Origin of the sequence: Terrimonas sp. (assembly GCF_003075435.1) — a bacterium.
Classification (GTDB): domain Bacteria; phylum Bacteroidota; class Bacteroidia; order Chitinophagales; family Chitinophagaceae; genus Agriterribacter.
On record NZ_QCZJ01000036.1, the window covers coordinates 17,364 to 32,501 of the forward strand.

At 39.6% G+C, this 15,138-nt stretch carries 16 protein-coding genes; 8 read left to right on the forward strand and 8 right to left on the reverse strand.

All coding sequences use genetic code 11. The features are described 5' to 3' along the window. Positions 1-56: 56 nt before the first annotated feature. The 3 genes from DC498_RS23565 to DC498_RS23575 form a co-directional block, all read right to left on the reverse strand. The gene (locus DC498_RS23565; protein ID WP_116876401.1) at positions 57-512 is read right to left on the reverse strand and encodes a DoxX family protein; all 456 of its coding nucleotides are present in this window, start codon (positions 510-512) and stop codon (positions 57-59) included. A 72-nt stretch (positions 513-584) separates the two neighbouring features. Beyond that, positions 585-1,745, reverse strand: a complete 1,161-nt coding sequence (locus tag DC498_RS23570; protein WP_116876400.1) for a sialidase family protein — start codon at positions 1,743-1,745, stop codon at positions 585-587. Between the two features lie 26 nt (positions 1,746-1,771). After that, positions 1,772-3,391 carry a hypothetical protein gene (locus DC498_RS23575; protein ID WP_133176949.1) on the reverse strand — a complete coding sequence of 540 codons (1,620 nt, stop codon included), beginning with the start codon at positions 3,389-3,391 and terminating at the stop codon, positions 1,772-1,774. A 109-nt stretch (positions 3,392-3,500) separates the two neighbouring features. Between DC498_RS23575 and DC498_RS23580 the strand changes: the two genes are divergently transcribed. Beyond that, complete coding sequence (locus DC498_RS23580) at positions 3,501-4,382, forward strand: hypothetical protein (RefSeq protein WP_116876398.1); 882 nt, start codon at positions 3,501-3,503, stop codon at positions 4,380-4,382. A gap of 90 nt (positions 4,383-4,472) precedes the next feature. Beyond that, a complete protein-coding gene (locus tag DC498_RS23585; RefSeq protein ID WP_116876397.1) occupies positions 4,473-5,231 on the forward strand; it encodes a hypothetical protein in 759 nt (252 codons plus the stop codon). Positions 5,232-5,270: 39 nt separating this feature from the next. On the opposite strand, the gene DC498_RS23590 is transcribed toward DC498_RS23585, so the two are convergent. The 3 genes from DC498_RS23590 to DC498_RS23600 all read right to left on the reverse strand — a co-directional run bounded on the left by DC498_RS23590 (position 5,271) and on the right by DC498_RS23600 (position 7,168). After that, positions 5,271-5,828 (reverse strand): DUF4126 domain-containing protein, encoded by a 558-nt coding sequence (locus DC498_RS23590; protein WP_206197727.1) that lies wholly within the window; start codon positions 5,826-5,828, stop codon positions 5,271-5,273. 27 nt (positions 5,829-5,855) lie between these two features. Beyond that, on the reverse strand, positions 5,856-6,725 hold the full coding sequence (locus DC498_RS23595) for a DUF808 domain-containing protein (protein WP_116876396.1): 870 nt from the start codon (positions 6,723-6,725) through the stop codon (positions 5,856-5,858). A 185-nt stretch (positions 6,726-6,910) separates the two neighbouring features. Beyond that, on the reverse strand, positions 6,911-7,168 hold the full coding sequence (locus DC498_RS23600) for an ISAs1 family transposase (protein WP_255415859.1): 258 nt from the start codon (positions 7,166-7,168) through the stop codon (positions 6,911-6,913). Between the two features lie 554 nt (positions 7,169-7,722). On the opposite strand from DC498_RS23600, the gene DC498_RS23605 reads away from it, so the two are divergent. The 4 genes from DC498_RS23605 (at position 7,723) to DC498_RS23620 (ending at position 10,212) form a co-directional block, all read left to right on the forward strand. Next, positions 7,723-8,502: a (Fe-S)-binding protein gene (locus tag DC498_RS23605; RefSeq protein WP_116876394.1), complete on the forward strand. Its 780-nt coding sequence runs from the start codon at positions 7,723-7,725 to the stop codon at positions 8,500-8,502. A 121-nt stretch (positions 8,503-8,623) separates the two neighbouring features. Continuing rightward, a complete protein-coding gene (locus tag DC498_RS23610; RefSeq protein WP_116876393.1) occupies positions 8,624-9,040 on the forward strand; it encodes a hypothetical protein in 417 nt (138 codons plus the stop codon). Positions 9,041-9,159: 119 nt separating this feature from the next. Beyond that, complete coding sequence (locus tag DC498_RS23615; protein WP_116876392.1) at positions 9,160-9,675, forward strand: hypothetical protein; 516 nt, start codon at positions 9,160-9,162, stop codon at positions 9,673-9,675. 9 nt (positions 9,676-9,684) lie between these two features. After that, positions 9,685-10,212: an FKBP-type peptidyl-prolyl cis-trans isomerase gene (locus DC498_RS23620; RefSeq protein WP_116876391.1), complete on the forward strand. Its 528-nt coding sequence runs from the start codon at positions 9,685-9,687 to the stop codon at positions 10,210-10,212. Positions 10,213-10,255: 43 nt separating this feature from the next. Here DC498_RS23620 and DC498_RS23625 read toward each other — a convergent pair whose 3' ends face one another. Further along, positions 10,256-11,305, reverse strand: coding sequence for a phosphotransferase enzyme family protein (locus DC498_RS23625; protein WP_240628077.1), 1,050 nt, complete (start codon positions 11,303-11,305; stop codon positions 10,256-10,258). Between the two features lie 103 nt (positions 11,306-11,408). Between DC498_RS23625 and DC498_RS23630 the strand changes: the two genes are divergently transcribed. Both DC498_RS23630 and hxpB read left to right on the forward strand, forming a co-directional pair. Further along, positions 11,409-11,930 carry a hypothetical protein gene (locus DC498_RS23630; protein WP_116876390.1) on the forward strand — a complete coding sequence of 174 codons (522 nt, stop codon included), beginning with the start codon at positions 11,409-11,411 and terminating at the stop codon, positions 11,928-11,930. Positions 11,931-12,127: 197 nt separating this feature from the next. After that, entirely contained in the window at positions 12,128-12,790 is a 663-nt protein-coding gene (hxpB, locus tag DC498_RS23635) for a hexitol phosphatase HxpB (protein WP_133176948.1), read from the forward strand. Between the two features lie 376 nt (positions 12,791-13,166). Here the strand turns inward: hxpB and rpsA are convergent, their stop codons facing one another. Continuing rightward, entirely contained in the window at positions 13,167-15,062 is a 1,896-nt protein-coding gene (gene rpsA, locus DC498_RS23640; protein ID WP_116876388.1) for a 30S ribosomal protein S1, read from the reverse strand. Positions 15,063-15,138 lie beyond the last annotated feature (76 nt).

Below are 15,138 nucleotides of genomic sequence, written 5' to 3' on the forward strand. Positions count from 1 at the left end.
TAAAATGCACGGGAAAATATATGTAATGTATGGGCGGATACGTTCGAACAGCATTATTAATGGTAATCAATAGCTGAGAAATAAATCCATGCGATAAAAAATATTTGCAGGGGAATTCTGAACCAAAGATATTTTTTTCCTGCTCCTTCTGCTGTGGCTTTTTGATAATCTACTTTCTTGATGGCTGCATAAATATTGGCAGGCAGAATCAGTATAAAAAAAAGAATAAGGAGCCAGCCTGTCGTTGTTATTAAGTTTGATACCTGTAAACCTATTGCTGCAGCTATCTCTATCAGCCCCGTAAAATACACCACAGCCTTTTTGGCGGGAATAAAACCCGGTAACATCATTTCCATTCCTTTCGAAAATGCAAAATGGGCAATGGCGGTAAACAGTAACATTGCTGACATAGCTATTCTTGCGGAAAAAGCAGGATCATAATTGCCACTTATTGTTTTTACCGATAGTAATGCAATCCCAAAAACAAGGATCAAAATAATTAAAGGCTTCATAGCGTTTGCAAATTTCAGCAGAATGATATTACTAAAAATAGCTGTAGTTAAACTTTTAAGGCTTTTATATGTTTATTTTATTTCCAGTATAGTTCCTGCAATATAGCGTATACCGTTTTCTTGATTAAAGTAATATACGATTAATACTCGTTTGTTATCAAGTAGTACAGGCCATGTATAGCCGATATCACCATTGCCGCCATCTTCACGTAAAATAATTTCAGGCGCTGTTTTAAAATCAGTGCATTCCGCATTTAATATTCTTGCCCTTATACCCCAGGGTTTATGCCTGTAACCATATGTAAGCAGCACCCTGTTATCCGGAAGCCGCAGCGCATTTAAAGGATGTCCCTGGAAACCCATTGACTCCCATTTGAAAGTTTTGCCGCCATCTTTTGAACGGGCTATAACAGCATTATCATTAAAATTGGCAGTGCGGAGGAAACCAATGATATCTCCCCCGGGTGTTTCATAAACAGCGGCTTCATTAAAGGAAATGGCTGGATCTTTGGCAACTTCACTTTTGTATTGCCAGGTTAAGCCTTTATCCGATGACGTTAGCAAATAATTTGATGTTTTCTTTACACTGTCTGAACTGGCAACTATCCACAGCACTCTTCCATCCTTTGCTTCATACATTGCTCCACGGTTATATGCAGGCAGCTTTTGACCATAAGCATTGTAATGAATCTCAGCAGCTGTATGCGATGGGTAAATTGCATCGCTCCATGATTTGCCGCCATCTGTTGATCTTGTAAGATAGCCTCCAAGAAAAATATACCCACTGTTTTCAAAGTAGGGTTTTTTCAAATTCGGTATACCATCGGCACGTACCTGTGTCCAGCCGTAGCTTGCACATAATATTGTTCCATCTTTTAATTGTAGCAGGCAGGGATCCTGCGACCCTCCAAATGGATGTGCATACAGCAGTTCAGGGCTGGCTGACCAGTTTTCTCCATCTTTTGATCTAACCATTACCAGGTAACTGTTTTGATCAACATGATTGTTGCCTTTCTCTCCAAAAATCAGCCGGTTGGGCGCACGCCTGAATGCAACGATTAATTCTCCATCAGGCTTTTTTATAACAGAAGGGAATGCACAGTAAAATGCAGCGTCATTATAGATGATGAGGTCCTTTATTTTTTTTACGCCGGGAATGCTATCTGTATTGCCGTAAGTGCAGGTTATGCTCAACATCAGCAGGCAGTACCCGGTTAGTAATGCTTTAGTCATTATTGTTATAGTGCATTTATTGTATACTAAAAATAACCATAGTTTTTAATGTCGCCGTAATTCAATGCCAATTCAATGCGGAGCACCATTAAATTGTTACTTGCGGAGGAGAACAATAATTCGTTGTTACCTTGTTTTATATAATCGTGCGGTACAGCAAATGCCCAAACTTTCTGATCATTACTTAATCCTTTCCGCCTGTCGTATAGTTCCGGGTATGCGGCACTTGTATCTTTCAATATATATCCGTTTACAGATACAGAGCATGAATCCGTATCGCCTGTTCTTACAAATAGTACAATTTCCTTTGGCTTGTTCTTTTTAACATCATCGCCAACAAAAATATTCGCTTTATTATCTGAATGAATTTTTAATGGTAAAGGGCTGTTGGGCGTTAAGTCGTATGAAGTGGCACCATCAGACAACGTATAAATTTTGTTTCGTTTTTCTAATGTTTTCAATGAGCCCAGTTCCTGTAATAACTCAGGAGCAATAATCCTGCATACTACTGTTCCCTGTTCCGTTGTTAGTTGACCGCCAGCCTTATTGTAAGCAGTAAAAAAATAATTAAACAAATTTAAACCCGCCGCTCCCTGGGCAAGCGCATGGGAAGCCATTCCCCTATACATGCCATGCGAGTATACTTCGCGGGGATTATAGCCTCCGTCATCAAGTGTTGCATATACAGGAATTGCCTGGCCTGCCGCTTTCTTGAAATTTGCTACAGGCATGGCAGGCTCTCCTCTCCAATGCACGCCAAGCGTTATGAAATCTATTAATCCCAGTTTCACCCAGGTTTGTACATCCAGTCCTTTCTTTTTGCAATCGCTTATTGTTGAGGGAACACGGGCGGTAAGTAATATTTTTTTGTTATGAATTTTACCAACAGAATCTGTGATTTTTTTTACGGATTGGATAAGGTCTGTAATGAGCGGTGCATTTTGTTCTGCTTCACTTTTTTTAAAATACACTATAAAACGCATAAAATCCAGTTCATAGCCATCAATTAATGCGCCGTACTTCTCCAGTTGTTCTCTTATGATGTTCAGTTTGTGATCTCTAACTTCTTTATGAGCAAAATCAAGCGCGTTGCGGCTGTTCCAGCCAGCTAAGGTGGTATCATTCGTCCAGAACTCTGGATGTTCACTCCAGAAATCACTATACTGGAGTGAACAATGAGTGCTGGTGTCAGCAAAGTGCAGATCATTCATTCTATAGGTTATAAATGCTTCCAGTTGTTTTTCTTTAGCTCTCTTTACTGTGGCTTCAATAATATCAGTGCCTTGTTTTTCAAGTGCTGCTGCATTGTTATAAAACCTTCGCAATGCTTTATATAGAGCAGTATCATTTATACAACTCAATGTTGCATTTTTATCATCGCCGATTAACCTGCCATATTTTGAAGGGTAATAAAAAAAATCACTGCCTGAGCATATCATAAATGTAGTTACCTGTGAATGGGCGATCATATCTACATATTGATTGACATCTGCAATCGTAAGCGGGCGTTGATCAAACCAATTGTTCCCAAGTATTTCACTGCCATCATTATTGTATATTAAGCGGGAGGCGTTAGAGGAATAGCTGACTGTAGTTTTACAGCCTGAAATTGCAGTAAGCAGAAAAAAAATAATAAATCGGATCACAGTTTTTTTTAACAATTAAAGCATTTATATTGATATGGCAAATAATAATTGGTTCTTAAGGCATTCAGAAAATTAAGAAGCACCCAGGCTGTTTTTAAATTAAAGATTCATGCATCATCTTGTACTTTATCTGCTTTATTTAATCAATGCAGGGCTTAATGCTCAACCTGATTGTTTTTCCTGCAGCAATGCTCCCGAAGGAACAATATTTTGTGACGATTTTGAAAATAAGGAAGATTTGCGGGAAAGATATTTTGCATACGATGATGATGATGGCGATTTTATACTTATGGAGAATGCTGGGAGAAATGGAAGTGCCGGAATGCGTGTAAGATGGCAGAAAGGAGAAGTAGATGCAGGAAAACTTCATAAAGCTATTGGCAGATCCCCTGACCCTTATATGAGCCATGCCGCTATGCCTGACAAAGATTTTGATGAAATATACTGGCGTATGGATATTAAATTTGAACCCAACTGGCAGGGTGGAGGAGGGGATAAGCTTTCCAGGGCTACTGTTATTGCAGGGAGAAACTGGCAGCAGTCTATGATTGCACATATATGGTCTGGAGGAAGAGTTGCTGATCATAATTATCTTGTAATGGATCCCGCAAGTGGGATAAATGATAAAGGGGAACTGGTAACCCAGCGGTATAATGATTTCAGGAACCTGCGCTGGCTGGGTAATAAGCGAGGTGTAAATGATATTTTTAGTGATGTTAAAGCAGGTAAATGGTATTGTATTGTAGCCCATGTAAAATTGAATACTCCCGGTAAAAGTGATGGTATATTTGAATTTTGGATTGATGATGTTTTGCAGGCCGGCAGCTATGATCTGAACTGGCATGGAGACTGGAATAATATACCCGGCAGCTATAAGATCAATGCGATATTTTTTGAAAACTATTGGAATAAAGGTGCTGTAAAGGATCAGGAAAGATATTTTGATAATATAGTAATCTCCACCCAACCCATTCCGTGCAATTGTAAATAACCCTGCAAGTTTTTATAAAGATGGGAATTTTGTTTTTTATGCTTACATTAGAAAAGGAAAGTTACCGGTAAGAAATTAAAATGGTTGCTTATGAAAAAAATATCCTCATGGGCTATGTATCATGCCGTGCAAGCCCGGCTGATAATGCTGCTGATTAAAATCGTGCTCTTCTTTTTAGCATTATACACAGGAAATCAATTGCAGGAGCAGGGTATATATTTTTCTGATAAAGCTTTCAGTCTTGTTTTATTATTTTTCATTGTTGCAGTGTTTATTTATCCCGATAAACGACAAAAGAAAGTTTACTTTGAATACCGTTATTATATCAGGCAGAAAATAAACGATTTTATTATTGCGCTTTGCTCATTTTTTATACTGATCATTACATTTAATACCAATTTGTTTTCGCAATTGCATAATTCAGCCCATGCAAGTATAGTTTTTCCTGAAAGGAATAATAATGTGGTTGTACCTGGTAAGGATGGTAAGCAAGAAAAGCTTTCAATAAAAGAATGGCGGAAGTTAAAAGCAGGATTGAAGAAGCAGCTAAAGCGATTAGTAATAACGAAGCCCGGCGAAAGTGGAACAGGAAAAAATAAAGGTTGGAAGCTTGCTCTTGCTATTTTTTCAGGAGTTGTGTTAACGGCGTTACTGGCGGCATTAGCATGTAGTATAGCCTGTAACGGATCTGAAGTTGTTGCTGTTATTATTGCCGCGGTAGGTCTGACTGGTATAATTTTCGGACTGATAGCATGGATAAAATCAATTTACCGCAAAAGGAGTATCGTACGGCGTCGGGGTAAAAGAAAGATGAATGAGCCGGTGATAACAATAAATATGGCTAAATAATGTACATGATGTATGTTTTATTGTGAGACATGAAATGACTCATATCCCGGCTTTCAGTTTTTTTCTCCGTAAAATAAAAAAAAGCAATACCAGCACTGCAATTATCGCTAAAACAGGCAGGAGTAATGCCATTACCGAAAATCCGATTGATGCGCCATTTTCGGCCGTGGTAACAACCGGGTTTCCTAGTCCACCTGTAGTTGCAGTGGAGCCCAAACGCAACAGCCCCATGCCACTATGAATAATACCGGCAGTACCCCCGCCTGCCAATAATGCCAATCCCCATTTAAGCGCAGGCTCCCACTCAGCAGATATAAATGAAGCACTTAATAATGTACCGGCCGCAACGGCAACAGGCATTGCGATATGATCTAAAACATTATCAAGCCAGGGAATATAATATGCGGCAATTTCTGCAATGCTTGCAGTAAGTAAAATGTAGAATGCTGTCCATCCATTCAGCCATTCAAAGCCATTACCAAACTGATGAAAACCTGTGAGTGCTGCAATATTTGCAGCAAGTAAGGGAATGAAAATCCTGAAGCCGCTGCTTGCAGCTAACCCAATGCCAATACATATGGAAATGAACAGAGACATATTTATAGTTAGCTTTATAAGTGAATCTTACTTCCTGATAGCCGAAATGATTTTTTTTATCCCCGCCACTATTATCACCACTATTAACCCTGCAATAAAACCAATGCCAGGTTCTTTAATGATTGACGGCACCTCCGGAAATGCATGATGCAGGTAATCAATGTTGTGAACAAATATACCTCCGGAAACCAACAATAATGCAATAGTGCCAATAACCGCTAAAAGCTTAATAACAACCGGTAGCGATTTAACTAATAATTTACCAACTTGCGATAAAGCTCCTTTGCCGTTTGACTGTTTTATAAGTTTATGGCCGGCATCATCCATTCTTACAATCAATGCAACCAGTCCATACACACCTATCGTAGCAAGAATGGCAACAACAGAAACAGCTATAATTTGTATTGCCAGTGTTTTGTCTGAAACTGCTCCTAATGCTATAATTACAACCTCAACCGAAAGAATAAAGTCAGTTGTAACAGCGGATTTTATTTTATTTTTTTCCGCGATTGCAGCATTGCCTTCTGTTTCCTGCTCTATAACAGAATGTTTCTTAGGTGAACGGTGAAACAGGTATTCTATAATTTTTTCTACACCTTCGTAGGCTAAATAAAATCCTCCCAGCACCAAAATTATTTTAATGGCAACAGGAAAAAAAGCATTGAGTAGTAAGGCAATGGGAACAATAATAAGCTTGTTCAGAAACGATCCTTTGGTAATTGCCCAAAGCACGGGTATTTCGCGGGAGGCAAGAAACCCTGTGGCCTTTTCTGCGTTCACTGCTAAATCGTCTCCTAAAATTCCTGCTGTTTTACGTGTAGCGATTTTACTTGCTGCTGCTACATCGTCCATTAATGCGCCTATATCATCCAGAATGGCAAAAATACCTGATGGCATTCTTTCAATGTTTGGTTAAAGAGGGTAAATATAGAGCAAAATTATTTTGAGGTGAGGAAGTTGATTTTGAATATTTTATTAATTATGACCTGAAAAAGTCTTTCAGGTCAAAATATTCATCAGGTCTGAATTTGTTTAGCTTTTTTAAATGGTCTTTGTAATGGTCGGGAGGCTCAGTTGTTTGTTCAAAGGCTTCTTTTATTATCATCAGGTAAATGGGGCTTGTTCTCCTTTACTGCAAGTATATAATCTGCTTTATGATCAATTATCTTTTCAGCAATTTGTTGCCGACAATCCATTGCATCTATGTTAATAATAGCCTCTTCCAGTGCTAATAAATCCAGCAATGCAGGAATAGGAGTGATCTTATTGCTTTTCTCATCGGTCTTTACCTGACCCAGAACCATATTGCAGGCATTGCACCAGGCGCAGACCATACGTATGAATTCCTTTTGCCATCAACTACACTATTGCTTAACCGTTTACCATCAATGCTCACAACAGGTGTATTCGTAATTTGGGGCAAGGCCCTGAACCCACGATATAAAGCAATGCCGGAGTTCGTGCAGACCAGGAGCAGCAAAAACACGGTTGAAGGTATTATATGATGGAATGCTATTGGGCAATGCTAAAAACTGTTTAAGTCAATCGGATTTCTGTTGTCTGTAAAACGCTATCTTATCCCAATCATCACAGCCGCTTATTACCGCATAAAATAGTGATGCCAATTATATCTTTTACGGAATGTAATATAGTGCGATCGACTTTCGGAACAGTTAAGTCATCAAAGAATGATAACATTTTTTAAATGCATATATCGGTCTTCGTCCATATCCTAAAATCATTTCAGGATAACTTTTCAGACTTTTTCCAACTCCCCTCGTTATACACATTTGTGAATAGCGTAAACTAATTTAGATGCGTTTACCCTGGTAACTTTAGCGGTTGCAATAGGATAGTAATAAATTTCGTTTAGCTTTGAAACAAATTATTGCCTATGCGTGTTCCGGTAATGGCAGAATTATTTGCAAACCAGGAGAATCCTGAAATACTCTTTTGGGTAGGTTGTGCCGGTAGCTTTGACCAGCGTGCACAAAAAATTACTAAGGCGTTTGCTACTATCCTCAATAAAACAGGCATTAAATATGCTGTTTTGGGGAAGGAAGAGCTTTGTACAGGAGATCCTGCACGCAGAGCCGGCAATGAGTTTTTATTCCAGATGATGGCATACCAGAACATTCAGGTGTTGAATAATTATAACATCAAGAAAATAGTAACTGCCTGCCCGCATTGTTTTAACACACTCAAAAATGAATACCCGGAACTGGGTGGCAATTACGAAGTAATACATCACGCCACATTTTTGCAGCAATTGATTGATGAAGGAAAGATAAAAATGAAAGAGGAGGGAGGTTTTAAGGGGAAACGGATCACCTATCACGATAGTTGCTATTTGGGACGCGCCAATAATATATATGAAGCACCAAGAAAAGTGCTGGAAGCTTTGGATAGCGAACTGGTTGAAATGAAACGCTGCAAAAGTAAAGGCTTATGCTGCGGCGCCGGTGGCGCGCAAATGTTTAAAGAGGAGGAGAAGGGAACAGTAAGAATAAATACTGAAAGAACAGAAGAGGCTCTGAGTGTTAATCCGGCAGTTATTGCTTCTGCCTGTCCCTTTTGTAATACCATGCTTACGGATGGCGTGAAAAGTAAAGAGAAAGAAGAAGATACTAAAGTGCTGGATATTGCAGAGTTAGTAGCAATGGCGATGGAATAATTTGAGAATTAATGAATTTAAAAATGTGGGGCGAATGTGGAAATGCGATTGTATGGAAATGTGAAAGATACCATATATAAAAAGAAAACCGGAAACCCTAAAATCTAAAATTTCAAATCTTTTGCGTTACGGAAAAAACATTTTGATTCTTGCGTTGGCGATAGGCTTATTCCTGTTCTTTTACATTCGTTATGTAAACAAAGAAAGAAAGGAGAGCATCGCGCTGTTGCTTAATCAGCCCAGCACCGGCGACATATACAAAATCAGGTATACAGATTATAACAATAACCGAACTGTAAGGTATTTCAGGGTGGCTGAGGTTACCAAAGATGAAGTGACATTTTACCGGGGCAAACTGAGTGCCTGGAATGTGAGCGATGTGTTTTTAAACGAATTTGACCTGAACCGGATTGAGACGTTTTCAAATGATGATCTTAAATTATTGGGAAAAGGGTTATATAACAGCGATGAAATGCGAAAGGCAGAACTGGTAGAAATTGAAAGGAAGACCGGGACTCCTCCGCCAAATAGCCTGTAGGTATTTTAACTATTGTTCTGCTTCGTGGTGGGAACAAAGGGGCGCAAACCAATATGCATTGAAAATTTGAAATACGTACACGCGATAGGCTTTTCCAATCCTTTCCGTATTTTTGCAGGATGGATTTACACTATCAACAATTACTTCCCGAAGATTTTGACCCCCTTTCCAGGGTGTGGATTTACCAGGCAAACAGGAAGTTTATGCTTTCTGAAGTATTGGCAACAGAAGAAATACTGAATGAATTTGTTGGTAAATGGAATGCACATGGCTCGCCTGTAAAAGGGTTTGCAACTATATTCTACGGGCAATTTGTTATATTGATGGCTGATGAAACACAAACCGGTGTAAGCGGCTGCAGTACCGATAGCTCTGTAAGAGTAATAAAGGACCTGGAGCAGCGGTTCAATATTGCTTTATTCGACAGGCAATTACTGGCATTTATAAAAAATGATAAAATAGAACTGTTGCCTTTACCGCAAATTCAGTATGCGGCTGAAAATGGTTTCGTTCAACCGGATACATTATATTTCAATAATACCGTGCAAACAAAACAGGAGCTTGAACAAAGCTGGATCATTCCTGTAAAACAAAGCTGGCTTGCAAGGAAGATCAATTTTACAGTAACACAATAAAAATAAAATATGGTTGTTGAAAAAGATAAGGTAGTAAGCATTCAATATACCGCCAGCGATGAAGCCGGCAATATTGTTGACGGCAATCTGGAATTTGAACCGCTTGAATACCTGCATGGTCACGGTAATATTCTTACCGGACTTGAAAATGCACTTGCGGGTTTGAAAATAGCTGAAGAAAAGAAAGTAACACTTACGCCCGGTGAAGCTTATGGAGACTTTAATCCTGAACTGGTGTTTGAAGTGAACCGTCAGCAATTTCCTGAAGGAGCAGATGGTTTGCAATTGGGTTCTATGGTTCAGGCTTCCGATGGACAGGAATTGATTGTTACGGATATTGATGGAGATAAGATCATCCTGGATGGTAATCACCCTTTTGCAGGAAGAACATTGCAGTTTGCTGTAACCATTAAAAATATCCGGGAGGCCAGCACCGAAGAAATTTCACACGGGCACGTGCATAATGCGCATACGCACCATCAGCACGAGCACAAGGGAGATGGAAGTTGCGGACATGGCTGTGGATGTTCACATTGATAATGATACGCCTTACACATTAATAAGATGCCGGGAGGGATAGCTACGCTATAGCTCTCAGCATTTCTTCTTTTTCAAGCAGTCGCTTTAATAAAGTAATCTGGTTTTTTGCCCTTACAAAATTATGCCCGGGGTATTTTGATCCATAATAAACATCATTGTTTATATAATCTGCTATAAAACGTAAGGCCTGCATATATATCAGGTAACAACCTCCGTCAAAAAAGCTTTTGCATTCAGCTTCACTTAAATCACCTTCCATGCCGGCAAGGTATCCCTGTACTATTGCTTTATAATACTCGTTTCGTATTTCAATTTTGGAAAAATCTTTTTCTTCTTCACTAACTGGCGACAGGCAGGTACGCATCATATCGCCCACGTCACTTGTAAAATAACCCGGCATAACGGTGTCGAGATCTATCACGCATATGCCCTTATCATTCTCGTCAAACAATACGTTGCTGATCTTTGTATCATGATGCGTTACCCTGATTTTGAAATCAGGGTTATTTTTCATCGCTTCGAACCTTTCCACCATATAATGTTTCTGCTCTAACCAGGCAATTTCTTCCTGCGCCTCTGTTATTCTTTCTTTATTTCCATTCTGCAACGATTGTATAAACTGGTTATAACGTAGTGTGAGATTATGAAAATCAGGAATGGTTACTTTTAACTGTGATACGGGAAAATCATTCAGCACATGTGTAAATCTTCCGAATTGCCTGGCTGCTTCAAAAGCCTGACCGGGGGTTTGAACCACATCTACCGTATGCGATTGTTTTACGAAAGGTACAAGCCTGAAATACCCTTCTCCTTCTACAAAATGAATATCATCACCCTTATTTGTAAATACATTGCGTACAAAAAAGTATTCGGGATATTGCTTTGCAAGATAGGAACCTATCAATCGTATGTTATATGCAATGTCTTGCGGAGCTTTAAAAACATTATGATTGATCCGTTGGAGAATATAAGCCTTGCCGTTGTTTTGATTTATTTTCCAGGTATGATTGATCAATCCGGACCCGAAAGGAATTACTTCCAGTTCCGGAGCGGTAAGGCCAAATTCCTGAAGTACATTTTTAAGCATCATTCGAAATTATTTAAAAGTATAGGAAAACAACAAACCCCGCGGCTATAAATTGAATAATCTTAAAAAATCACACAATCGTTTTCGTAAATTGGGAGTTAATATTATGGATTTAAAAGCAGCTATTTTAAAGGAACATTCAAAAAAACAATGTGAATACATTGTAAAGTATATCGGCAAGGATCAAAAGAGGTTTGATGCGCTGATAGCTATTTTTTTTAATGATGAATACCGCGTTGTGCAAAGAGCAGCATGGCCATTAAGCTATAGTGTAATCGCTCATCCTGAGCTCATTAAAAAGCATTTGAAAAAAATAATCCTGAACCTGAAAAAACCAGGTATACATAATGCTGTAAGAAGAAATACCATCAGGCTTTTACAGGCTGTTGAAATACCAAAATCATTGCATGGCATGATAATGGACCTATGTTTTCAATACATAGCTGACCCGGAAGAGATGGTTGCAGTGAAGGCTTTCAGCTTAACCGTGCTTGCAAATCTTGCAAAGCAATATCCTGAAATCATACCTGAGTTAAAACTTACTATTCAGGATCAGATGCCTCATGAAACTGCCGCTTTTAAGTCGAGAGCTCAAAAAATATTAAAGCAGTTTGATAAGGGGACTTGATATCTGAAACAAATAGAAAAGAATCGGGTGCATTTCAAACCTTCACAGACGTTAACTTTCCGGTAGATGGTACACTGACTGGTAGCGGAAAATGCGAGCGCAGATGCCTCGTGCCGCCGCAGCAGTACCTATATTCGAAAATTCGAAATGTGCCCAAAGAATCTCCGCATTCTGCTGCCTGGTTATATATTTGCGCCATGAAATCAGATGCAGTTATATTTGATATGGATGGGCTTCTTATTGATTCAGAGCCTTTATGGGAGGAAGCAGGAGCCGAGCTTTTAAAGGAATTTAATATTGAGCTTACGCCTGAGCAGTACCATAGTTCCACGGGTTTGCGTACTGTGGAGTGGATAGCGCACTGGTTCAACTTTTTTAAGATAGAAGAACAGTATGCGAACAACGCGGTAACAGGTATTATTAATAAAGCCATTGATAAAATTGAAAAACATGGCGTTGCTATGCCCGGGGTACCTGAAATATTTGCTTTTTTTAAAGACAGGGGATTCAGGATGGCGATAGCTACATCTTCGCCCATAAAGCTGGCAAATATTGTTGCCGATAAATTAAATATCCGGCACTACCTGAGTAGCATAACTTCTGCCGAAGCATTACAATATGGTAAGCCGCATCCGGAAGTATATCTTAATTGCGCCATGCAGTTAGGCGTTTCACCATCTCAATGTATTTGTTTTGAAGATTCATTTAACGGAATGATAGCGGTTAAGGCGGCACGCATGAAATGTGTGGTAGTGCCGGCGCCATCTGTTTTTAATGCGGGTAAATGGGATGCCGCTGATCTGAAACTGCAAAGTTTAGCGCAGTTTGGAGAAGAGCAATTGAATGGGTTAATGCAATAAATATCGTTATTGTAACCTGTTTCCACAAATAAAAAAATCTTTTTTTCTTCACTACAGTCTCCTACCAGCATTGTGTTTAGCCGGACGTTGTGAGTTTTGTAATCCGGTTTCTAATACAACAGCATAGCTTGTAATCTCGAATTAACCCTGCTTATACGCCACGTCCCCGTCTGCTTTGTGCTAATGCTCAACTTTTGGTTATATGGGAGACGTGGCGGCGAAGGTAAGATAATATCTGCCCGCGCATTAATGAAAAGTAACTGGTGTACGGATTACAGGAGGGGTACTATTAAAATAAAGAAATCCGCCGGCTATACACCAGGCGGATTTTTTATTTGTGGATAGAGACAAAGCATGCTTTGTCTCTGCCAGGAATTTATTCAGCGGATTTTTCTTCTCCGCCCTGCTCCATTTTCTTTTTCAGTTCAGCGAGTACGCCAAGATCTCCGAGTGTGGTTTTTTCAACCTTGCCCTGGATGTCTTTAACTGCTTTTTTGGTTTTAGCAGCTTCAGCTTTTCTCTCTTTATTCTCTGCTTCTTTTTCGTCAGCCTTAGCCTGTTCCCAAATGCGTGTATGGCTTAACAGTATGCGTTTTTCGTTCCTGTCAAATTCAATCACTACAAACTGTATTGTTTCATCTGCACCAACTGTTTTGCCATCTTCTTTAAAGAGGTGACGTGCAGGTGCATAACCTTCCAGTCCGTAAGGTAACTGAACTACTGCGCCTTTATCATCTTTCTTGATTACAGTGCCTTCGTGTATGCTTCCAACAGCGAAAGTATCCTGTAATGCATTCCAGGGATCTTCTTCCAGCTGTTTGTGACCCAACTGTAATTTGCGGTTTTCCTTATCTATACCGAGGATGATAATGTCGATTTCGCTGCCAACCTTAGTGTACTCACTCGGGTGGTTAAAGCGTTTCAGCCAGCTAAGATCACTGATGTGGATCATGCCACCGATACCTGGCTCAAGCTCAACAAACACACCGTAAGGCGTAATGTTTTTTACCAGTCCTTTATGACGGCTTTCAACCGGGTATTTGCTTTCGATCTCATTCCAGGGATCAGGAGTAAGCTGTTTGATAGAAAGACTCATCTTACGTGAATCTTTATCAAGCGTTACCACCTTAGCTTCGTGCTCATCACCTAATTTGAAGAATTCTTTAGCATTGATAGGGGTATTAGCCCAGGTAATTTCACTTACGTGAACCAAACCTTCAACACCAGGCAGTATTTCAAGGAAAGCACCGTAATCTTCAATGTTCACTACTTTTCCTTTTACTACTTTTCCTTCGCTGATGGTTTCAGGCAATGTATCCCATGGGTGAGGCGTAAGTTGTTTCAAGCCTAAGCTGATGCGTTTTTTATCATCATCAAAGTCAAGCACAACCACGTTTAATTTCTGATCCATTTTCAACACTTCGCTCGGATGGCTTATGCGGCCCCAGCTGATATCAGTGATGTATAACAGACCATCTAAGCCGCCAAGATCAAGGAATGCACCGAAGTCGGTAATATTCTTGATAGTACCTTCAAGTACCTGGCCTTTTTCAAGCTTGCTGATGATCTCAGCGCGTTGTGCTTCAATATCGCTTTCAATAAGAGCTTTGTGAGATACAACAGCGTTCTTAATGGTTTCGTTGATCTTAACCACTTTAAACTCCATTGTTTTACCAACAAACTGATCGTAATCAGTTACAGGCTTAACATCAATTTGTGAACCAGGTAAGAAAGTTTCCATACCAAACACATCCACAATCAAACCACCTTTTGTTTTGCTGGTAACCACACCGGTAACTACTTCGCCTGTCTTGTGTATTTCAACTATGCGCTCCCATGCACGTGTAATACGCGCCTGTTTACGACTAAGATGAAGATGTCCTTCCCTGTCTTCTTTTTCTACTACCATTACTTCAACAGTATCACCTACTTTCAAGCCTGGCAGATCGCGGAATTCGTTCAATGAAACCAATCCATCGCTTTTGAAACCTATGTTTACTACAACATCGGTTTTAGTAAGGCCTACCACAACACCTTCCACCATTTCATTATCTGTAATGGTCTTAAAAGTGCTTTCGTATACTGCATCGTACTTTTCTTTTTCTTCTTTTTTATAAGAAGATACGTTGCGTTTGTCAATGCTCCAGTCGAAATCGTCGTGAGCAGTTTCCGGTTCGGCCGGTACCTGTGCAGGTTGATTTGTTATCGCTGTAGGTGCGGTTGCAGCCTCCTGAACATCAGCGTTTGAGTTAACAATTTGATTATCTGACATGATATAAACCCAATGCTTTTAAAAAATTGGGACGGCAAAGGTAGGCAAAAATGCAGAAATGGCAAGGCTTTCGGAG

Bases quoted from the DNA above. Each gene is read 5' to 3' on its own strand.
- rpsA (WP_116876388.1), bottom strand. From the start codon at position 15,062: ATGTCAGATAATCAAATTGTTAACTCAAACGCTGATGTTCAGGAGGCT.
- DC498_RS23630 (WP_116876390.1), top strand. From the start codon at position 11,409: ATGGATTTAAAAGCAGCTATTTTAAAGGAACATTCAAAAAAACAATGT.
- DC498_RS23625 (WP_240628077.1), bottom strand. From the start codon at position 11,305: ATGATGCTTAAAAATGTACTTCAGGAATTTGGCCTTACCGCTCCGGAA.
- DC498_RS23565 (WP_116876401.1), bottom strand. From the start codon at position 512: ATGAAGCCTTTAATTATTTTGATCCTTGTTTTTGGGATTGCATTACTA.
- hxpB (WP_133176948.1), top strand. From the start codon at position 12,128: ATGAAATCAGATGCAGTTATATTTGATATGGATGGGCTTCTTATTGAT.
- DC498_RS23590 (WP_206197727.1), bottom strand. From the start codon at position 5,828: ATGTCTCTGTTCATTTCCATATGTATTGGCATTGGGTTAGCTGCAAGC.
- DC498_RS23570 (WP_116876400.1), bottom strand. From the start codon at position 1,745: ATGACTAAAGCATTACTAACCGGGTACTGCCTGCTGATGTTGAGCATA.
- DC498_RS23585 (WP_116876397.1), top strand. From the start codon at position 4,473: ATGAAAAAAATATCCTCATGGGCTATGTATCATGCCGTGCAAGCCCGG.
- DC498_RS23620 (WP_116876391.1), top strand. From the start codon at position 9,685: ATGGTTGTTGAAAAAGATAAGGTAGTAAGCATTCAATATACCGCCAGC.
- DC498_RS23595 (WP_116876396.1), bottom strand. From the start codon at position 6,725: ATGCCATCAGGTATTTTTGCCATTCTGGATGATATAGGCGCATTAATG.
- DC498_RS23580 (WP_116876398.1), top strand. From the start codon at position 3,501: ATGCATCATCTTGTACTTTATCTGCTTTATTTAATCAATGCAGGGCTT.
- DC498_RS23615 (WP_116876392.1), top strand. From the start codon at position 9,160: ATGGATTTACACTATCAACAATTACTTCCCGAAGATTTTGACCCCCTT.
- DC498_RS23605 (WP_116876394.1), top strand. From the start codon at position 7,723: ATGCGTGTTCCGGTAATGGCAGAATTATTTGCAAACCAGGAGAATCCT.